At 69.1% G+C, this 18,159-nt stretch carries 17 protein-coding genes; 10 read left to right on the forward strand and 7 right to left on the reverse strand.

Features of this window, described 5'->3' with window-relative positions; all coding sequences use genetic code 11:
• The first annotated feature begins 80 nt into the window (after positions 1 to 80).
• Positions 81 to 707: a TetR/AcrR family transcriptional regulator gene (locus ACFVH2_RS09020; RefSeq protein ID WP_378421669.1), complete on the forward strand. Its 627-nt coding sequence runs from the start codon at positions 81 to 83 to the stop codon at positions 705 to 707.
• Here the strand turns inward: ACFVH2_RS09020 and ACFVH2_RS09025 are convergent.
• Positions 704 to 2,938: an arylsulfatase gene (locus ACFVH2_RS09025; RefSeq protein WP_378422174.1), complete on the reverse strand. Its 2,235-nt coding sequence runs from the start codon at positions 2,936 to 2,938 to the stop codon at positions 704 to 706. The genes ACFVH2_RS09020 and ACFVH2_RS09025 overlap by 4 nt on opposite strands.
• 225 nt (positions 2,939 to 3,163) lie before the next feature.
• On the opposite strand from ACFVH2_RS09025, the gene ACFVH2_RS09030 reads away from it, so the two are divergent.
• Both ACFVH2_RS09030 and ACFVH2_RS09035 read left to right on the forward strand, forming a co-directional pair.
• Positions 3,164 to 3,613 (forward strand): hypothetical protein, encoded by a 450-nt coding sequence (locus ACFVH2_RS09030; protein WP_378421671.1) that lies wholly within the window; start codon positions 3,164 to 3,166, stop codon positions 3,611 to 3,613.
• Between the two features lie 2 nt (positions 3,614 to 3,615).
• Positions 3,616 to 3,996: a VOC family protein gene (locus ACFVH2_RS09035; protein WP_378422176.1), complete on the forward strand. Its 381-nt coding sequence runs from the start codon at positions 3,616 to 3,618 to the stop codon at positions 3,994 to 3,996.
• Positions 3,997 to 4,008: 12 nt separating this feature from the next.
• Here the strand turns inward: ACFVH2_RS09035 and ACFVH2_RS09040 are convergent, their stop codons facing one another.
• The 6 genes from ACFVH2_RS09040 to ACFVH2_RS09065 all read right to left on the reverse strand — a co-directional run bounded on the left by ACFVH2_RS09040 (position 4,009) and on the right by ACFVH2_RS09065 (position 11,237).
• A complete protein-coding gene (locus ACFVH2_RS09040) occupies positions 4,009 to 5,412 on the reverse strand; it encodes a hypothetical protein (RefSeq protein WP_378421672.1) in 1,404 nt (467 codons plus the stop codon).
• Between the two features lie 123 nt (positions 5,413 to 5,535).
• Positions 5,536 to 5,889 carry a hypothetical protein gene (locus ACFVH2_RS09045; protein ID WP_378421674.1) on the reverse strand — a complete coding sequence of 118 codons (354 nt, stop codon included), beginning with the start codon at positions 5,887 to 5,889 and terminating at the stop codon, positions 5,536 to 5,538.
• Positions 5,890 to 5,891: 2 nt separating this feature from the next.
• Positions 5,892 to 6,638 (reverse strand): ABC transporter ATP-binding protein, encoded by a 747-nt coding sequence (locus ACFVH2_RS09050; RefSeq protein ID WP_378421675.1) that lies wholly within the window; start codon positions 6,636 to 6,638, stop codon positions 5,892 to 5,894.
• On the reverse strand, positions 6,635 to 7,396 hold the full coding sequence (locus ACFVH2_RS09055) for an ABC transporter ATP-binding protein (RefSeq protein ID WP_378421677.1): 762 nt from the start codon (positions 7,394 to 7,396) through the stop codon (positions 6,635 to 6,637). Before ACFVH2_RS09055 ends, ACFVH2_RS09050 begins: the two co-directional genes overlap by 4 nt.
• The gene (locus ACFVH2_RS09060; RefSeq protein ID WP_378421679.1) at positions 7,383 to 9,704 is read right to left on the reverse strand and encodes an ABC transporter permease; all 2,322 of its coding nucleotides are present in this window, start codon (positions 9,702 to 9,704) and stop codon (positions 7,383 to 7,385) included. The genes ACFVH2_RS09055 and ACFVH2_RS09060 overlap by 14 nt, the downstream gene beginning before the upstream one ends.
• Positions 9,705 to 9,800: 96 nt before the next feature.
• Positions 9,801 to 11,237, reverse strand: coding sequence for an ABC transporter substrate-binding protein (locus ACFVH2_RS09065; RefSeq protein ID WP_378421680.1), 1,437 nt, complete (start codon positions 11,235 to 11,237; stop codon positions 9,801 to 9,803).
• A gap of 285 nt (positions 11,238 to 11,522) precedes the next feature.
• Here ACFVH2_RS09065 and ACFVH2_RS09070 point away from each other — a divergent pair, with 285 nt between their 5' ends.
• From ACFVH2_RS09070 to ACFVH2_RS09100, 7 genes are all read left to right on the forward strand, one after another.
• Positions 11,523 to 12,761, forward strand: a complete 1,239-nt coding sequence (locus tag ACFVH2_RS09070) for an anion permease (RefSeq protein WP_378421682.1) — start codon at positions 11,523 to 11,525, stop codon at positions 12,759 to 12,761.
• A 10-nt stretch (positions 12,762 to 12,771) separates the two neighbouring features.
• Positions 12,772 to 13,056 (forward strand): hypothetical protein, encoded by a 285-nt coding sequence (locus ACFVH2_RS09075; RefSeq protein WP_378421684.1) that lies wholly within the window; start codon positions 12,772 to 12,774, stop codon positions 13,054 to 13,056.
• Positions 13,057 to 13,118: 62 nt separating this feature from the next.
• Positions 13,119 to 13,529 carry a DUF3349 domain-containing protein gene (locus tag ACFVH2_RS09080; protein ID WP_378421686.1) on the forward strand — a complete coding sequence of 137 codons (411 nt, stop codon included), beginning with the start codon at positions 13,119 to 13,121 and terminating at the stop codon, positions 13,527 to 13,529.
• 14 nt (positions 13,530 to 13,543) lie between these two features.
• Positions 13,544 to 13,840, forward strand: a complete 297-nt coding sequence (locus tag ACFVH2_RS09085; protein WP_378421688.1) for a DUF3349 domain-containing protein — start codon at positions 13,544 to 13,546, stop codon at positions 13,838 to 13,840.
• A gap of 266 nt (positions 13,841 to 14,106) precedes the next feature.
• Positions 14,107 to 15,369 (forward strand): AMP-binding protein, encoded by a 1,263-nt coding sequence (locus ACFVH2_RS09090; protein WP_378421690.1) that lies wholly within the window; start codon positions 14,107 to 14,109, stop codon positions 15,367 to 15,369.
• 145 nt (positions 15,370 to 15,514) lie between these two features.
• Positions 15,515 to 16,513 carry an ATP-binding cassette domain-containing protein gene (locus ACFVH2_RS09095; RefSeq protein ID WP_378421692.1) on the forward strand — a complete coding sequence of 333 codons (999 nt, stop codon included), beginning with the start codon at positions 15,515 to 15,517 and terminating at the stop codon, positions 16,511 to 16,513.
• Positions 16,510 to 17,343: an ABC transporter permease gene (locus ACFVH2_RS09100; protein WP_378421694.1), complete on the forward strand. Its 834-nt coding sequence runs from the start codon at positions 16,510 to 16,512 to the stop codon at positions 17,341 to 17,343. Before ACFVH2_RS09095 ends, ACFVH2_RS09100 begins: the two co-directional genes overlap by 4 nt.
• Positions 17,344 to 18,159 lie beyond the last annotated feature (816 nt).

Consider the following 18,159-nt stretch of genomic DNA (forward strand, 5'->3'; position numbering starts at 1 on the left):
ACAATGTTCAATACTAGATCGAACATTGTTCATTCTGCAGCGAGCGGGCCCGCCCCGAACTGGACGGATACGGTGACGCGGTGAGCGAATCGAACGGAAAATCGATCTACGGCGACGCAGAGGCGAGGCGCCGCCGCACCCTCGATGCGGCCGCCGCACTGCTGGACGAGGGCGGCTATACCGCGCTGACCATCCGATCCGTGGCGGCGCGCGCGGGAACCAGCACCGGGTTGATCTACCAGTACTTCGCCGACAAGCAGGAGATCTTCATCGCGCTGCTCAACGAGAGCCAGCTCGAGTCCGCAGCCTTCGTCGCCGCGCTGCCCCGCGACCGCGGCGTCGCTTCGCTGATCGCGGCGGTCATTCCGAACTCGGCGCGACAGTGGGCGCGAGTCGGGCGTATGACGGCGACCTGGCGCGACATCGAGGGGGCCGCCCGCTCCGAACGCGAGTCCGTTCGCGAACTGCGCGTGACGGCGGAGCAGTACAACGTGGAACTACTCCGGGCGATTCTCGAGGCAGCGGAGGCAGAGGACCGGACCCTGCTCGACGATCCCTCGCTCATCCGCTTCGTCCTGTCGGGACTGATGGGCGTGTCCGACACCATCGTCAACAGGTGGGCGCCGGACCTCGACCCGACGGCCTTCGCGGAGTTCTCGGCAGCCGTGATCACGCGGGGTATCACCGCACCGGGCGCCGCCGACTAGACGTACTCCACCCGCACCTCCTCGATGCGCCCGGCGAACGGGAACGGCGCCCGGTCCCGGTAGTCCATCGACACCGGCGACCCCAGGCAGGTCCCGATGTCGAGGCAGTCGTTGGCGGTGAACAGCAGCGGCACACTCACCGGAACCACGCCCTCCGCGAACGTCTCGCCGTCGACCGCGAGCACCACACGCAGGGGCCCGCCCGGCCGTGCCTCGGCGAACGACGTCGCAACGGTGACGGTGTGCGCCCCGGCGGGGAGCCTGTGCTCGGACCGGATCTTGGTGCGCATCAGGATGAAGAGGTTGTACTCGTAGCAGAGGTGTCCGTCGTCGACGTAGCAGGTGAGCCCGCCCGAGTTGGCGCCGAGCGCGTACAGCACCCCGGAGGACCGCTCGGGCGCCGTCAGCTCGATCGTCACCAGGTTGTCGACGTTCCCGAGCCTGGGCGCGCAGAATTCGGGCATCCGGGTGATGTCGCCGGAGAACTCCCACCGGCGCTGGGTCGAGGCGGACAGGTACTGCGGATGGGTGAGCACCCACAGCCCGCCCCCGACCGGCAGCACGTCGTTGCGCGCGGCTTCGATGGCGAACAACTCGCGCAGCTGCGCAAGCTTCTCCGGCTGCTCGGCGGCGAGGTCGTGGTTCTGCGTCCAGTCCTCGTCCAGGTGGTACAGCTCCCAGACGTCGTCGTCCGGACTCCAGTCGGCGATCCCCGGCGGCATACCCTGCAGCCACGGCGCCTTCGGTCCGAAGGCGGACGCCATCCAGCCGTCGTGGTAGATCGCCCGGCTGCCCATGATCTCGAAGTACTGGGTGAGCTTGCCTGCCTTGGCATCCCGGTCGACAAGGGTCCGGGCGAAGCTCGCACCGTCGAGGGGGTCCTGCGGGAATCCGTCGACAGTGCGCGGCGGCGTGATTCCGACGATTTCGTACACGGTCGGCGCGATGTCGTTGCAGTGCAGGAACTGTGACCGCGGCGTCGCGTCGGGGGCGACCTTGCGAGGCCAGCGCACCGCCATCGGATTGCGGGTGCCGCCGAGGTGCGAGGCCAGCAGCTTCATCCCCTTGTACGGCGTGCTGCCCGCCCACGCCCAGCCCGCGTGATACATGTTGTCGGTCAGGGGCGAACCCAGCACGTCGAGGCCGCCGAGTTCGTCGAGCGCCGCGAGGTGCTGCGCCACCGTGGTGGGAATCCCGTTCTGCGCCAGCAACTCACTGATGGTTCCGTTCTGTCCCTCCCCCGATGAGCCGTTGTCTCCCCAGATGTACACGACCAGGGTGTTGTCCAAGTGCCCGAGCCGCTCCACCTCGTCCAGCAGCCGCCCGACCTGGACGTCGCAGTGCTCGGCGTAGCCTGCCGCCACCTCCATCAGACGCCGTTGGAACGGCCTCTCGCCCTCCGGGATGTCGTCCCAGGCCGCCATCGTCGCGTCCCGAGCGGTGAGTTCGGCCTCCGGCGGAATCCAGCCCTTCTCCTTCGCACGCTCGAAGACTCGCTCGCGGTAGGCGTCCCAGCCGTCGTCGAACTTGCCCGCGTACCGATCGGCCCACGGCTTCATCACGTGGTGCGGCCCGTGCAGGCAGCCGCTCGCCCAGTACATGAGGAACGGCTTGTCTGCCTCGAACGCCTGATGCCGGCGCAGCCAGCCGATCGCGTCGTCGGCCAGGTCCTCGCTGAGGTGGTAGCCCTGCTCGGGTGTCTTGGGCGGCAGCACCACGGTGGTGTTGCGCACCAGATTCGGCTCGTACTGCGAGGCCTCGCCCGCGAGGAAGCCGTAGAAGTACTCGAACCCGACACTCGTGGGCCAGTTGTCGAACGGTCCCGCGGCGGTGGTCTCCGTGGCCGGGGTGTTGTGCCACTTCCCGAACGCCGCAGTGCTGTAGCCGTAGTGCCGCAGCACCTCGGCCATCGTGGCGCTCGATCTCGGGATGTAGCCGGAGTAGCCGTCCCAGTCGTTCGCGAACTCGGCGATCTGCCCGTACCCGACGCGATGATGGTTGCGACCGGTGAGCAGCGCGGCCCGGGTCGGCGAGCACATCGCGGTGGTGTGGAAGCGGTTGTATCCGACGCCCTCGGCGAGCACCTTCTCCAGTGTCGGCGTGCGGACCTCCCCGCCGAATGTGCTGGGCAGACCGGGGCCGGCGTCGTCGATCAGCACGACGATGACGTTCGGAGCGTCGTCGGGCAGCCGGCGCGGTTTCTCCCGCGGGCTGTACACCGACTCCTGCATGGTCCGCCCGGCCACGCTGCCCGAGGGCGTCGGCGGGAACGGCAGCGTGTCGCCGCCGGGAATCGGGTCCGCACTCACTGTCGAACTCACAGGCTCTGTCCTCTCGTCCCCGAGCGAAACTGTCGAGCTTCCGATCCCCCACTTTAAGCACCTCGTGCCGTGCTTCGGGGCGATACGGAGCGAGCCTGCGGAGCGACCACGGGTGCAGTCGGGCAGACTGATCGGATGGGCCTCGATCGGGAACAGCCTGCACCCGAGCACCGTCGGCCGGACGGAGTCACCGACGCCGAGGTGGCGGCGCTCGGACTGCTGTCCGAAGCCTTCGAGACCGTCGAGCGGGCGCGCGGCCATCTCTACGACTTCCACCAGTTGATCGGCCACGCCGACCACCAACTCGGTGACGCCGTCGACGCGCTGGCCGCGGCCGGCCACGGCGACCTGGCCGCCCGCCTGCGGGAGGAACTGCTCGGCCGCAACGTGCTGCCCGGGCGCTGGACCTTCCAGGTGGTCGAGGAGTTCGACGACGGCTACTGGTCGGAGTTCCGCGGCCTCGAGCGGGACGTGCGGGACGCGATCACGGGCGGTCGACGGCACGTGTACGAGGCGGAGATGAAGGAAGACCGTCGCACGCACGGCAGGCCCGGGCACGAGGCGCGACCCACTCAGGAGGGATGACAGTGGAGGTACTGAGCAGCCGAATCATCGTGCGCCCGGCCGACTATCCGGTCACGCGGGACTTCTATGCGCACACCCTGGGCCTGGCGGTGGCCCGTGAGTACCCCGGCGGCACGGTGTTCTTCGCCGGCCAGTCCCTGATCGAGGTCGCCGGGCACGGCGGCCCGGGGGCCGGTTCGACCTTCGCCGGGGCGATCTGGCTGCAGGTGCGGGACCTGCGGCAGGCGCAGTCGGAGCTCGAGCTCGCGGGTGTCCCGATCGTCCGGGAGGCCCGGCAGGAACCGTGGGGCCTGCACGAGATGTGGATCGCGGACCCGGACGGCGTCCCCATCGTGCTGGTGCAGATACCCGAGGACCATCCGCTGCGCCGGGACAGCCGCTGACCGGCGCGGCCTTCACTCGATGCCGGCGGGCTCCTTGTCCGGCTCCGCCCGGTGGGCCAGCGCCGGCCGGGCCGCCAGCTCCACCGCCAGCAGGGCCAGCACCGCGATCAGGATCGTGACCACGACAACGGTTCCGGACGGATAGCGCCAGAAGACCAGGGTCGCGATGGCGATGACGATGATGCCCACCCGCAGCGGGATCCGGAAGGTGGCCGCCACGCGCTCGAACGACCTCGGTTCGCGGTCGGTCTGCGGCGACCGCAGCTTGTCCATCGCCCTGCTGTACCCCCGACGGATCGCGGACGCGGAGGCCGACGACCCCGACAGGTAGCCGACGATGCCCACCAGTACCGCCACCACGAACACCGCGCGCAGCGTCGTCCGGAGCGGTTGCACGACGGTGTCGAAGAGAACGGCCGCCGCGTCCGCCGACAGCACGTCCGACGGGATCGCGCCGAGGTAGACGGCCCGGCCGATGCTGATGGACACGGCCAGCAGGGCCATCGCCACCGCGAGGGCCGCACCGACGAGCGACATAGCCCGACGCCGCCCGGCCCGTGGTGCGGCCCAGATCGCGGCCACCGCGGCGAGCAGCGTCAGCCACGGGAGCACCGCCGAGGCCTTGTTGAGGGCGTTGACCGCCCGTTGCGCCTTGACCAGGTCGGCCGACTCGAAGATCACGAAGGTGGCGTTGACGTCGGGAAGCTTGTCCACGAACGAGAACCCGCGCTCCACGAGGTTGGCCTTCACGGTGTCGATGATCGCGGCGAGCGAGACGCTCACCTCACCCTTCTCGTTGATCTTGACGCTGCCGGAGTTCTCACCGGTGGCCGCCGAGACCAGTTCCTCGTGCGCCTGACGGTTGGCCTCGACCCACATGGTCTCGAACTGACTCGACGACACCAGCGACGAGGCCGCGTCGTGCACGAAGGACTTGGCCTGGCCGGCGATCACCGGGGCGAGTCCGACCACGGCGGGCGGCACCCGGGGCGCGATCTCGGTGAGCGCGCCGAGGGCGTCGGCGGTCATCTTCTCCACGTCGACCCGGGTCATGATCTGGTCGGTGATCTGGTTCGCCAGCTCGGCCTGCAGCACCGGGTTCGAGGCCAGCGGCGTCACGGTCTGCACGTACCGGTCGGTGTCGAGGATCTCGCTGCGCGCGAACCGTGCGACCACCGAGGCGTACCCGAGCACCATCACCAGCACGAGCAGCAGCGCGGTCGCGGTCCAGCGCCAGGCCGGGTGGCCGCGCCGCGGGGGCTCCGCGGCCACCTGTCCCGAAACCTGTTGCGCCGACGCGAGGGCCGTGTCGGACTGTTGCTTGGCCTCGCGTAGCTCCGCGACCTCGCGGCGCAGCCTGAGCAGCTCGCTCCGTTCGTCGCCGTCGAGCGCGTCGTCCGATGCCGAGTCCGCCATCGCGGAGCTCCTTCCGTCACGCCGCGCGCGCCGCGCCGCTCCCGGGACGAGTACACACGAGCGTACCGGCGCCCGCCTCATCCCTCGCGGGTGATCCCGGCCGAAAAATTCACCCGGCAGCCGCTACTTCCCCAGCGCAGCGGTGATCTGGTCGGCCTGCGCCTGGCTCTCCATTAGCTGACGCAGCAGCCACAGCCGCAGCACCCGAGCCACCGCACCCGCGAGATACACCGCGCCGCCGAGCACAGTCAGCGCGAGGAACGCGGTCGCCAGGACCTGGTACGAGGCGATGTCGCGCAGGTCCGACTGGGTCAGCGACGCGAAGTACAGGACGAACGAGACGAGCGTCCCGGCGATCATCAGCACCAGGCCGACGATCCGGGCCCTGCCGTCCCCCGCCGACCGGCCGCCCTTCAGCTTCATTTCCGCGACGTCCTTCTTGAACTGCTCACGACGCTCTTCCGCCACAACGGTCATGGTCATCCTCCTAGGTAACTGGTTGAAAGTTCACGGTCGATCTCGCGCGGGTCGCCGGAGCGCACCACGCGGCCCTGCAACATCAGTGCCGCCGAGGTGGCGATGGGCAGCACCGCACGGGCGAACTGCTCGGCCACCAGGATGGACAGGCCGTCGGCGGCCAGTTGCCCGACGATGTCGTACATCTCGGTGACCACCCGGGGCGCGAGCCCCATCGAGAGCTCGTCGAGCAGCAGCACCGTCGGCGCCGTGCCGAGCGCCCGGGAGAGCGCGAGCATCTGCTGCTCGCCGCCGGACATCGAGCCGGCGAGCTGGCCCCGCCGCTCACCGAGCCTCGGGAAACGCTGGTAGGCCGCTGTTTCCAGCTCCTCGAGGCGGTGCCCGGTACCGGTGGCGACCCACAGGTTCTCCCGCACCGTCAGGTTCGGGAAGATCCCCCGGCCCTCGGGTATCGAGCACACCCCGAGGCGCGCCAACTCGGACGCGTCGGCGCCGTTGACGACACGTCCGGCCAGCCGCAGCTCCCCCGCCGTCACCGGCTGCAGACCCGAGCACACCTTCAGCGCGGTGGTCTTGCCGCCGCCGTTGGGCCCGAGCAGCGCGACCACCGCGCCGGGGCGCAGCGCCAGGTCGACGCCGTGGAGCACCTCGATCGCGCCGTACGCGGACCGCACCCCGGACAGTTCGAGCAGTGGCTCCGGTCCCGCTGCGGCGGGATCCGATTCGGCGACGCTCACCGACGCGGTCATGCGACCGCCTCCGTTCCGATGTAGGCCGCGATCACCGCGGGATCGCCCTGGACCTGCTCGGGCGTGCCGGACGCGATCAACGCGCCGTAGTCGAGCACGTGAATCCGCGAGCACACCTTCATCACCAGCGGCAGGTCGTGCTCGACCAGGCAGATGCCGAGGCCGTCCGCGGCCAGCCGGACCAGCAGGTCCGCGAAGTCCTCCGTCTCCTTCTCGGTCTGCCCCGACGCCGGCTCGTCGAGCAGCAGCACCCGCGGGTCGGTCATCAGCGCCCGCGCCACCTCGACCACCCGGGCCCGGCCGGTCGGGATGTCGGAGACGTCCTTGCTCGCGACGTCGGCCAGTCCGGTCAGTTCGAGCAGTCGGTCGGTCTCGGCCTCGAGGTCGGTTCGACGACGCCGGGAACCGGCGCGATGAATGTCCCCGGCCACGCGAATGTTGTCGCGCACCGACAGCGACAGGAACAGCTCCAGCCGCTGGAAGGTGCGGGCCAGGCCCATCCGGGCCCGCTTGTACGGCGCCGTGCCGGTGACGTCGACGCCGTCGACGAACACCTTGCCCTCACTCGGCTTCTGCAGGCCGGTGACGGTGTTGAACAGGGTCGTCTTGCCGGCGCCGTTGGGGCCGATCAACCCCGTCACGGCGGCGCGCTCGATCGCGATGCTCGCGTCCTTGACCGCGGTGTGGCCGCCGAAGCGGACGGTGATGCCCCGGGTCTCCAGCAGCGGGGTTCCCGCGGGCGGTTCAGTGAACGGCATTGACGCTCAACTCCTTCACCTCGGTGATGTGGTGTGCGGGCGCCGCGTGCCGGCCCGCCCGAACCGGTTCGAGTACCGGACGCGGACTCTGCGCGGGCAGCCCGAGTTCGCGTTCGACCCGGACGCGGTCCTGCTCGGAGTACGGCTCGACGACGCCGATGTCCTCGACATCCGTGACGTCCCGAGCCGCCAACTCCTCCGCGGTGAGCACCTTCGACGGCATCAGCCATTCGCCGACGACGGGCAGCAGGAACACGGTGACGATGGTCAGGGACGCGAACCACCAGTTGTCGAGCAGTCCGGTCAGCGCCAGCAGGTACAGCACGGCCACGAACGCCGCGCCGCCGAACAGCACCGGCTTCGCGTCGCGCAGCTTCCGGTAGCCCTCGATCACCCCGTGCACACTGCCGGAGGGGTTGTGTCCTACTCCGATGCCGATCAGCGCGGGGCTGACCGCGGCGATGTTGCCGAGCAACAGGTACAGGCCCTCGAGTTCGGGTTGTGTCTTCGCGAGGTTGTTGAACGACACCATGATGATCGAGAAGCCGACGCCGGCCATGACGCCGCCGAAGAACGCGCCACTGACGTAACCGATGCCAGCGACCACGGTCAGCATCAGCAGCGAGAGGCTGACGACGATGGTGAAGGACTCGCCGGAGACCGAGCCCATCGCGCTGGACATCAGGATGCCGCCGAGACCGGCGATGCCCGCGGAGATCATGAACACGCTCAGCTTCAGCTTGACCAGGCTCTGGCCGAGCATCGCCGAGGCCGCGGGGCTGTCCTTCATCGCGGCCAGGCGCCGGCCGTAGCCGCTGTTGCGCAGGGCCACCACCGCGACGCCGAGCACGGCGAACGACACGGTTGCCGTCATCAGGAAGGCGGTCTTGTTCTGCAGGTCCAGCGGGCCGATCTGCAGCGGCGGGATCACCAGCGAGCCGCCGGTGAAAAGGGAGAACTTGACGCCGAACAGCTCGTGCTCGGTGGTGTCGCGCAGCACCATGTTGCTCAGGAACACGCCGAACGCCATGGTCGCCAGCGCCAGGTACAACCCGCGCAGCCGTAACGCGGGCAGCGCCACCAGGCCGCCGACCAGTGCCGCGACGATGACGCCGAGCACCACGCCGACGAGGGTGAGCCGCTGCGCCAGCCCGGATCCGGAGATGCCGAAGTGGTAGACGACGATCGTGGCCACCGCACCGAAAGACAGCGGCGCCAGGTTCATCTCACCCGCATACCCGGTGAGCACGGTCAGCGACAGCGCGACGATCGCGAAGGTGATGCCGATGGTCAGCGTGGTGACTGCGGACTCCACCATCAGCAGGCGGATCAGGTACACGATCACGACCAGTGCGACTGCCCAGCCGATCGCCTTGCGCACGCTCGGCACGTGGTAGCGCTCGCGGGTGCGGACCGCGGCGCCGCGGAGGCGATCCTGCGGCAGCACGATCAGCACCACGAACAGCGCGATCATCGGCAGCGAGACCCGCAGGTTCGAGGTCCACGTCCAGGTCGTCGGCGCGTACCCGAGCAGGTAGGTGCCGGCCAGGCCGAGCACCAGCGCACCGACGAAGGTGCGGGGAATGCTGCGCAGCCTGCCGAACATCGCGGCCGCGAACGCGTCGATCACCAGCAGGGTCAGCAGGTTCGCCTCGAGGGTGCCACCGCTGATCGGGGTGACCAGGATGCCGGCCAGCACCGCGAGCATCGAGCTCAGCGCCCACGAGAAGCCCGCGATCCGCTCGGGGTCGTGGCCGTTGAGCCGCAGCAGGTCCGGGTCGTCGACGACCCCGCGCATGGTCGCGCCCATCCGGGTGCGGGTGAACAGCAGCCGCAGCCCGACGGCGATGGCCACGGCCGCGACGAGGCAGATGATCTCGTGCACGTGCACGGTGGCCCCGAGGAACGAGACCTTGGCGCTGTCCCCGAAGAACATCCGCAGGGTGCGCGGCTCCTCCGGGTGCCAGAACCACTGGGAAAGGAACAGCATGCCGAGCATGATCGAGACGGTGACGACGATCTTCGTCACCTCGGCGGTGTCGCGCAGGCCCCGCATGATCACGAAGTAGAGCGCCAGGCCCATCAACGGGCCGAAGACTCCGAGCACGATCAGCAGGGCGAGCGGGGTGGGCAGGTTCCAGCCGTAGCGGAGCTGCCAGTACAGGAAGGCGCCGAGCATCGCCTGCGCGCCGTGCGCGAAGTTGAAGATGCCGGAGGTGTTGTAGGTGAGCACCAGCCCGGAGGCTGCGATCGCGTACACGGATCCGAGCACCAGGCCCAGGATCGTGAACGTCACGAATGTGTCCATGTGGGAACCCTCTGTTTCGAGAGATGCGGCGGTGCCGCAGTGGTGCGCTTGTGGAGTCCAGGGACTCCGTAAGCGCACCACTGCGGCGGAGCCGCCTTAGGCCTTGGGCTTGATCACGTTGGGGTTCGTGTACTTGGTCGAGATGCGGTCGGGGCCGAGCGTGGTGCCCCAGGTCGACGGGTCCGTCTTGATCAGGTACTTGTCGTTGCACTCGAACTCGGCGGCCTGCGAGGGGAACACCTGCGTGTACTCGGCGCCCTTCAGCGCGACCATCAGGCCGCACTTGGCCGGCATGTTCTTACCGGGATCGGTGACCGCGTGCAGTCCGCCGCCGTCCCACTGGTGAATCTTGGAGAGCTCGTCGATCATGCACTGACGCGTCAGGCCGGAGCCGCACTCCTTGGCCGCGGTCGCCCACAGCAGGAACGACGAGGTGGACTGCATGCCGAGCAGCGCGGTCTTGCCGCCCTTCGCCGAGACCAGCTCCTGGTACTTCTTCACCGCGGGCACCTTGTCCGCGTTCTCCAGCATCTGGAACGTCATGTCGGCATTGAGGGTGTCCAGGACGCCGCTGCCGGAGTTGAACTGCTGCGCGGAGTTTCCGTACCAGGTGGCCTCACCCAGAATGATCGGGTCGATACCGACCTGCTCGACCGCCTTGAAGAAGTTGAACTCGTTCGGCACGGGCGAGCGCGAGGTCCACAGGCCCTTGACGCCGCACTGCTTGTACTTCTCCGCGAACGGCACGTAGGTCGGTTCACCCTGGTAGTTCAGCGTGACGCCGCAGTCCTTGAGCTTGAATCCCGCGGCCTCGGCCATCGACCTGGCCTTCGCGAGCGAGCTGATGATCGTCGGCATGGTCGACCCGACCAGGTCGAAGTCGTTCTTCAGGTCGGGGTGCATCTGGGCCATCTGGAACCAGGCGGCCGCGTTCCCGTAGTCCACCGGGAAGGGCACGCCCTGATAGGTCATCGGGCCGTTGGCCGCGTCGGGCGAGACGGTGAAGCCTGGGACGGCGGCCATGTTGCACGCCACCCGGGTCTGCTCGGCGGTCTGGTCCATCGCGAAGCCGTGGCCGACCATCATGAACTGCGACCCGCAGGCCTCCTGCATGACGGTGTTCGCCTGGGTCATCGCGGCGTCGTAGTCGGTGCCGACGACCTTGCGCCCGTTGATGCCACCCTGCTGGTTGCACCAGTCGATCATCGCGGAGACGGCGTCGGACATCTCCTTGTTCAGCCCGGGGCTCTGCGCGTAGCCGCGGTCGTCGCCGTACCCGATCTTGATCTCGGTGTCGCTGACGCCCTGATCGGTGGCGCCCTTCGCGTCGCCCTTGCCGCACGGCGAGGCCAGCGTGCCGAACGTCGCGTCCGAGGCCGTCGCCGCGGCGGAGCCACCCGATCCACCGCCGGAGGACGGGACACCCGCGTCGCCGCCGCGGTCCGACGCGCACGCCGAGAGCAACACTGCCGACAGGGCGAGCGCCGACACCAATGCGGCGGCCTTCTTTGGTTTCACGATGGCGGTCTCCATTCTTCGCGGGCCGAGCGCACGTGTTCCGCGTCACTCGATGCGGGGACGGTAGACAGCGGGTCCGATCCGACTTCGCGCACTTCCCGCTCAGTGAGACCGCCCAGTGACGGACGACACAGCCCCTTCGACCTGTGACGGCCGCCATGCGATCGACGCCTCGTGGGGACCTGCGCACTGGTTATCGGACCGGCCCGGGAACGTACGTCGTGGGCTGTGCCGGAAACCACGCCCGAACAGCAGGGACCGACTCGACTTTTACGCCGTCGTAACGGAAGATCAAGGCTTGTGAACGCGGAACTCATCGTTCTTCTCGTCGTGGTCGTCACAGCCCTCGGGTTCGACTTCACCAACGGCTTCCACGACACCGGAAACGCGATGGCAACCTCCATCGCGACCGGGGCTCTTCGACCAAAAGTCGCAGTGGCGCTGTCCGCAACGCTGAACCTGGTCGGCGCGTTCCTGTCCGTGGAAGTGGCCGCCACCGTCGCCAAGGGCGTCGTGAACCTCGGCTCCGTCAGCGGTGAGGCACTGCTGATCATCGTGTTCGCCGGACTCGTCGGCGGCATCATCTGGAACCTGGCCACCTGGCTGTTCGGCATCCCGTCGAGTTCCTCGCACGCGCTGTTCGGCGGGCTCATCGGCGCGGCCGTCGCGGGCATCGGCATGAACGGCGTCGAGTGGTCGGGCGTGCTGAGCAAGGTGATCGTCCCCGCGATCCTCGCGCCGGTCGTTGCCTCCCTGGTCGCGGCCTCCGGCACCTGGCTGATCTACCGCATCACCTCCGGGGTCCGCGAGGACACCAAGGAGTCCGGGTTCCGGCTCGGCCAGATCGGTTCCGCCTCCCTGGTTTCCCTCGCCCACGGCACCAACGACGCCCAGAAGACGATGGGCGTGATCTTCCTCGCGCTGGTCGCCCACGGGACCATCACCGCCGACGCCGAGATGCCGTTCTGGGTCAAGCTGAGCTGCGCGATCGCGATCGCCCTCGGCACCTATCTCGGCGGATGGCGGGTGATCCGCACGCTCGGCAAGGGCCTGGTCGAGATCGCCGCGCCGCAGGGCATGGCCGCCGAGGCGTCCTCGGCCGCGATCATCCTCACCTCGAGCCACCTCGGACTGCCGCTGTCGACCACGCACGTCGCCACCGGCTCGATCATGGGCACCGGCATCGGCCGCCGCGGCGCCGAGGTGCGGTGGGGTGTGGCGGGACGGATGGCGGTCGCGTGGCTGATCACCCTGCCGTCGGCGGCACTGGTCGGGGCGATCTGCTGGGGCGTGGCCCATCTGATCGGCGGCCTGCCCGGTGTCCTGGTCGTGTTCGCGGTCCTGCTCGTCCTGGCCGGGGTGATGTACGTCCGGTCGCGGCGTCAGCCGATCGACCCGAGCAACGTCAACGCCGACTGGGCCGGCGGACTCGAGCCGGCGGACGTGGCCGAGATCCCCGCTCCCCCCGCAGTCCCGGCACCGGCTCCGGCCCCTCTTGCGACGCCACTGGCCCAGCCCCCCAGCAACGTGAAGGCCTGAGAGGCGAACGATGGATCTGCTGACGAAGACGCTCGATTCGCTCTGGCAGGTGGTCCTGGTCGGACTGCTGCTCGGCGCGGGCCTGCCGGCCCTGTTCGCCGCGGGCCTGCGGCTGCTCGGCTCCGGCACGACGAGCGTGACCGCCGAGACCGGCGCCGTGACCACCACCCGCAATCCGCTCGCCGTCGTCGGGGCGGTCGCCTGCTTCGCCGTCGTGGTGATCGCCATCGTGACTGGCATCCTGTTCATAATGTCGGATTTCCTCGCGAACACGTTCGGCATCGACCTGTTCTAGCGTCGGACAGTTCGCATACAGAGCTGTACTGGCATCGGCCCCGGAGTCGAGAGGCAACGTTTGTGACCACCGCTAAACCGTCCTTCCCGCTGTCGGTGATCAAGTGGCTGCGCGCCGGCTATCCCAAGGGCGTTCCACCGAAGGACCGGATCCCGCTCGTCGCTCTGCTGCACCGCAAGCTCACCGCCGAGCAGATCAAGGACGTCTCCGTCGCGCTCGCCGAGTCCCACGACGGACAGGACCCGGTCATCACCCGGGAGGAGATCGGCGAGCTGATCGAACAGACGACCCACAGTGCGCCGTCGGACAGCGACATCGCTCGCGTTGCGTCCGTGCTGGCGGCCGCGGGCTGGCCGCTCGCCGCCCCCGAGCCGCTCGCCGCCCCCGAGCCTGTCGCCGCCCCCGATCCGGTCGACGATCCCGAGTTGGTCACCGCCCCCGAGCGGCGTGTCCACTCCGATGCGGCACCGTAGAAGGGACTGAACCCGTGGCCCTTCCTCCGCTTCTCACCTCGATACTCGGCTGGCTGCGCGCCGGGTACCCCAACGGCGTGCCCGAGCAGGACTACATCCCGTTGATCGCCCTGCTGCGGCGCAGGCTCTCCGACGACGAGGTCCGCACCGTCACCGACGTGTTGGTGAACCAGGCGCCCGCGCGCATCGACAAGATCGACATCGGCGTCCTGATCACCAAGGTCACCGACGAGATGCCGCTCGAGTCGGACATCGCACGGGTGCGGGCGCATCTCGCCGAGGGCGGCTGGCCACTCGAGGACCCGGAGTGAGCTAGCCGCAACCCCGCGTTCTCGCGGCCCGTACGGGCTGATTCCTTGGCGCGGCGGCATCCGCCGTCGACGCGGCGTGGGAGGTGACCCGCCGCAACGCCGATCTCCGGATGAACGCGTCGCAGCTTCGAATACCGGTGCGCGCGTGAGCAACTGGACATGTCAGGGATGGAGTTGTACCGGCACGAAGGGCACCGGCGCGACCGGTCCAGGCCACAATCGCGCCGCTGATACGGTGGAGGAATGTCAGCCGTAGGACTGAGGCCGTGACCGGTCTGCTGTCGACCCTGTCCGTCCCGTCCGGCCCCGCTGCCGCCACGGTGCTCGCCACGCTCGACGGCGCGCTGTCCGGCCGCGGCGACGCCGTGCTGCCCGTGCCCGCGGGCGACGACCGCGAGATCGCGCGTCTGAGCGACGCGCTGCATCCCGGCGAGCCGATCGACGAGTCGATCGCGCTGGTCGTCGCGACGTCGGGAAGCACCGGAATTCCCAAGGGCGCCATGCTCACCGCCGACGCACTGCGGGCCAGCGGCGACGCGACCCACACCCGGCTAGGCGGACCCGGATCCTGGTTGCTGGTGCTGCCGCCGCACCACATCGCCGGACTGCAGGTGCTGCTGCGCGGCCTCCTCGCGGGCACTGAACCGGTAATCGTCGACGTGGCAGAGGGTTTCGATCCGGCGGCACTGCCCGCGGCGGTCGCCGCGATGACCGGACCGCGGCGGTACACCTCGCTGGTGCCCACCCAGCTGATCAAGGCCCTGGACCATCCCGGCGCGACCGCTGCCCTCGCCGACCTCGACGCGGTCATGCTCGGCGGCGCGGCCACGCCCGCGCCGGTGCTGGCCCGCGCGGTGGACGCGGGCATCACCGTGGTGCGCACCTACGGGATGAGCGAGACCTGCGGCGGCTGCGTGTACGACGGGGTGCCCCTGGACGGGGTCCGGGTGCGGATCGTCGAGGACGGCGAGCGGAACGGCACCGGCGAGCGCAGCGACGAGCGAAACGGCTCCGGCGAGCGCAGCGACGAGCGAAACGGCTCCGGCGAGCGAGGCGTCACCGGTCGGGTCCTGCTCGGCGGGCCGGTGCTGGCGTCGGGCTACCGCGGCCTGCCCGACCATCCGGCGTTCGCGGAACCCGGGTGGTTCCGTACCGATGACGCCGGGACGGTGATCGACGGCGTACTGCACGTGACGGGCCGGCTCGACGAGGCGATCACCACGGGTGGGCTCACGGTGGTCCCGCAGGTGGTGGAGGCGGCGCTGGCCGGTCATCCCGCGGTCGCGGAGTGCGCGGTGATCGGCCTCCCGGACTCCCGGTTGGGCCAGCGGGTGGTCGCCGCGGTGGTCCCGGTCGCGGGCGCGACGCCGACTCTCGCCGAGCTCCGTGCGCGGGTGGAGGCGGTCCTCGACCCGACCGCCGCGCCGCGCGAGCTGCACCTGCTCGATGCGCTGCCGCTGCGTGGCCCGGGCAAGGTGGACCGCCGCGCGCTGGTCGAGCGGCTGTCCGCCACTCCCCGCATGCGTTGAACGGGGGTTCAGTGGCCAGGTCCGGCCCTCAACCGACCACTGAACCACCATTCAATGCATCCGGGGGACGCGCATGCGCGACGCAAGGGCGGTGCAAGGGCGGGCGCGCAGGGTGGTGACAACACCCGATCCGAGAGGACCACCCATGAACCTCACCGCTCCCCCCGCCATCGAGGCGGTCGGACTGGTCAAGCGCTTCGGCGACAGCGCCGCCGTCGACGGCGTCAGCCTCACCGTCCCGACCGGCACCGTCTACGGCGTGCTCGGACCGAACGGGGCCGGCAAGACCACCACCGTCCGCATGCTCGCCACCCTGCTGCGTCCCGATGCAGGCTCGGCCCGGATCTTCGGGCACGACGTGGTCCGCGAACCCACCGCCGTGCGGTCGTTGGTCGGCGTCACCGGTCAGTACGCCTCCGTGGACGAGGACCTGTCCGCCACCGAGAACCTGGTGATCTTCGCCAGGCTGCTCGGACTGTCCCGCATCGACGCCAAGCGCAAGGCCACCGAACTGCTCGAGGAGTTCGACCTGGTGGAGGCCGCGCGCAAGCCGCTGAAGAACTTCTCCGGTGGCATGCGCCGACGCCTGGACCTGGCCACCAGCCTGATCGCGCACCCGCCGCTGCTGTTCCTCGACGAGCCCACCACCGGACTCGACCCGCGCACCCGCGCCCAGATGTGGGACACCATCCGCAGACTGGTCGCGGAGGGCTCCACGGTGCTGCTCACCACCCAGTACCTCGACGAGGCCGACCAGCTCGCCGACCGGATCGCGGTCATCGACCGCGGCAAGGTGATCGCCGACGGCACCGCCGACGAGCTGAAGGCCTCGGTCGGGGTGTCGTCCCTGCAACTGAAGCTCGTGGACAAGACGCAGGTCGAGCGGACCCGCTCGCTGCTGTCCGAGTCGCTCGGCGTGGAGGTCGCGATCACCCCGGAGGCGGGCAGGCTCACCGCCCCGATGACCGACCCGTCCGTCACACCCGAACTTCTGATCCGGTTGCGCGAGCACGGGATCGCCGTCGACGAGATCACCGTCAGCAAGCCCAGCCTCGACGAGGTCTTCCTCACCATCACCGGACATGGAACCGACGAATCCGATTCCGCCGCAGCCGAGTCCGACACCGAACGGAGCGTCGCATGAGCACCGCCACCCTCGCGCCCGACACCACCGTCGCGCACCCCGCCTCGCCGCCGTTCGTGCGGTCCGTCAGCCTGAGCCAGTCCGTTGCGAACTCGCTGACCATGGCGTACCGCGGCCTGCTCAAGCTCAAGTACAACCCCGAGCAGCTGTTCGACGTGGTGATCCAGCCGCTCATCTTCACGGTGATGTTCACCTACATCTTCGGCGGTGCGGTCTCCGGCGACGTGCAGTCGTACCTGCCGATCATCATTCCCGGCATCCTGGTCCAGACCGTGATCACGGCGTCCATCGTCACCGGCACCCAGTTGCGGGAGGACATGGACAAGGGCGTGTTCGACCGGTTCCGGTCCCTGCCCATCGCCCGCATCGCGCCGCTCGCCGGCGCGCTGCTGTCCGACGTGGTCCGCTACGCCATCGCCACCACCATCACCTTCGCGATGGGCGTCGCGATCGGCTACCGCCCGCAGGGCGGCGTGGTGGGCATCGTCGCGGCCGGGGTGCTGGTGATCGTGTGCGCCTTCGCGATCAGCTGGATCTTCGCGCTGATGGGCGTGCTGATGAACAAGGCGTCGTCGGTCCAGGGCATCTCGATGCTGGTGCTGTTCCCGCTGACGTTCATGTCCAACGCGTTCGTCCCGGCCGACACCATGCCCGGCTGGATGCAGGCCTTCGTGCAGGTCAACCCGGTCTCGCACCTGGTGACCGCGGTCCGCGAGCTCGTCAACGACGGCCACTTCGGCATCCACGTGCTGTGGTCGCTGCTCGGCGCCGCGGTCATCGTCGCCGTGATGGCGCCGCTGACGGTCCGCGCCTACATGCGCAAGGCTTGAAAGCGGCTGTGCCGCGACCGGGCGTGATCCGCACCGCGACCGGCGTATGTCGTGTCTCAGGACATCGAGGACAGCTGTGTCTCAGGACTTCCGGGACAGTTTCTGACATTCCACGGTCCTGTCGAGGGTGAGTGTGCGGATCAGTCGGCGCGCGGCGCTGGAGCTTGGCGAAGGGTGCCGTCGTCAGTCGTCATGTTTAACGAATTGTCCTGCAAGGCAACAGCATGCGCGTTTCTCCACGCGGGCAGGCCGCCGTTGCTAGCGTGGCTCGCGACGTATGCGGGATCAGTGACACTCCATGCTGTCGACGAGTTCAGGTCCACCACCAACCCGATAGGAGTATCGAGATATGCGTAGCCCCAAGGCAGGTCGCCTTGCCTCGATGATCATTGCCGCTGCCGTGCTGGCCGGTGGCCTCGCCGCCGGGTCAGGTGCTGCGTCCGCGGCACCCGCGGAATCCGTTGCTGACGGCCCGACCGGATCAGTGGATATCGCAATGGAGCACCCCCTCGAAAGCCTCGCCGCGGTGATAGCTACTCCGATCGTCATTTCGATCATCGCCCTGTATCAAGTCGGGAGTAGCCACCCGTGCCCCACCTACGGTGGTTGCAACATGTAGGGATCTGCCTCAGCTCGGCGCAGCCGCTTCGCGCCGTGCGGCTTCGTGGTGGAACTGGCCACTGCGAAGTCGCACGGACGGAGCAGTCGACCGCGATCGCGGTTTGCCCGGCGTTCTCTGTCCTCGGACGTGGCGGCCCGCAGGTCGGTTGTCATCGAGAACCCTCTTCCGCCGATCCCCGATCGTCACGAGGTGGC

Origin of the sequence: Rhodococcus sp. NPDC127527, assembly GCF_042672245.1 — a bacterium.
Classification (GTDB): Bacteria; Actinomycetota; Actinomycetes; order Mycobacteriales; family Mycobacteriaceae; genus Rhodococcus_G.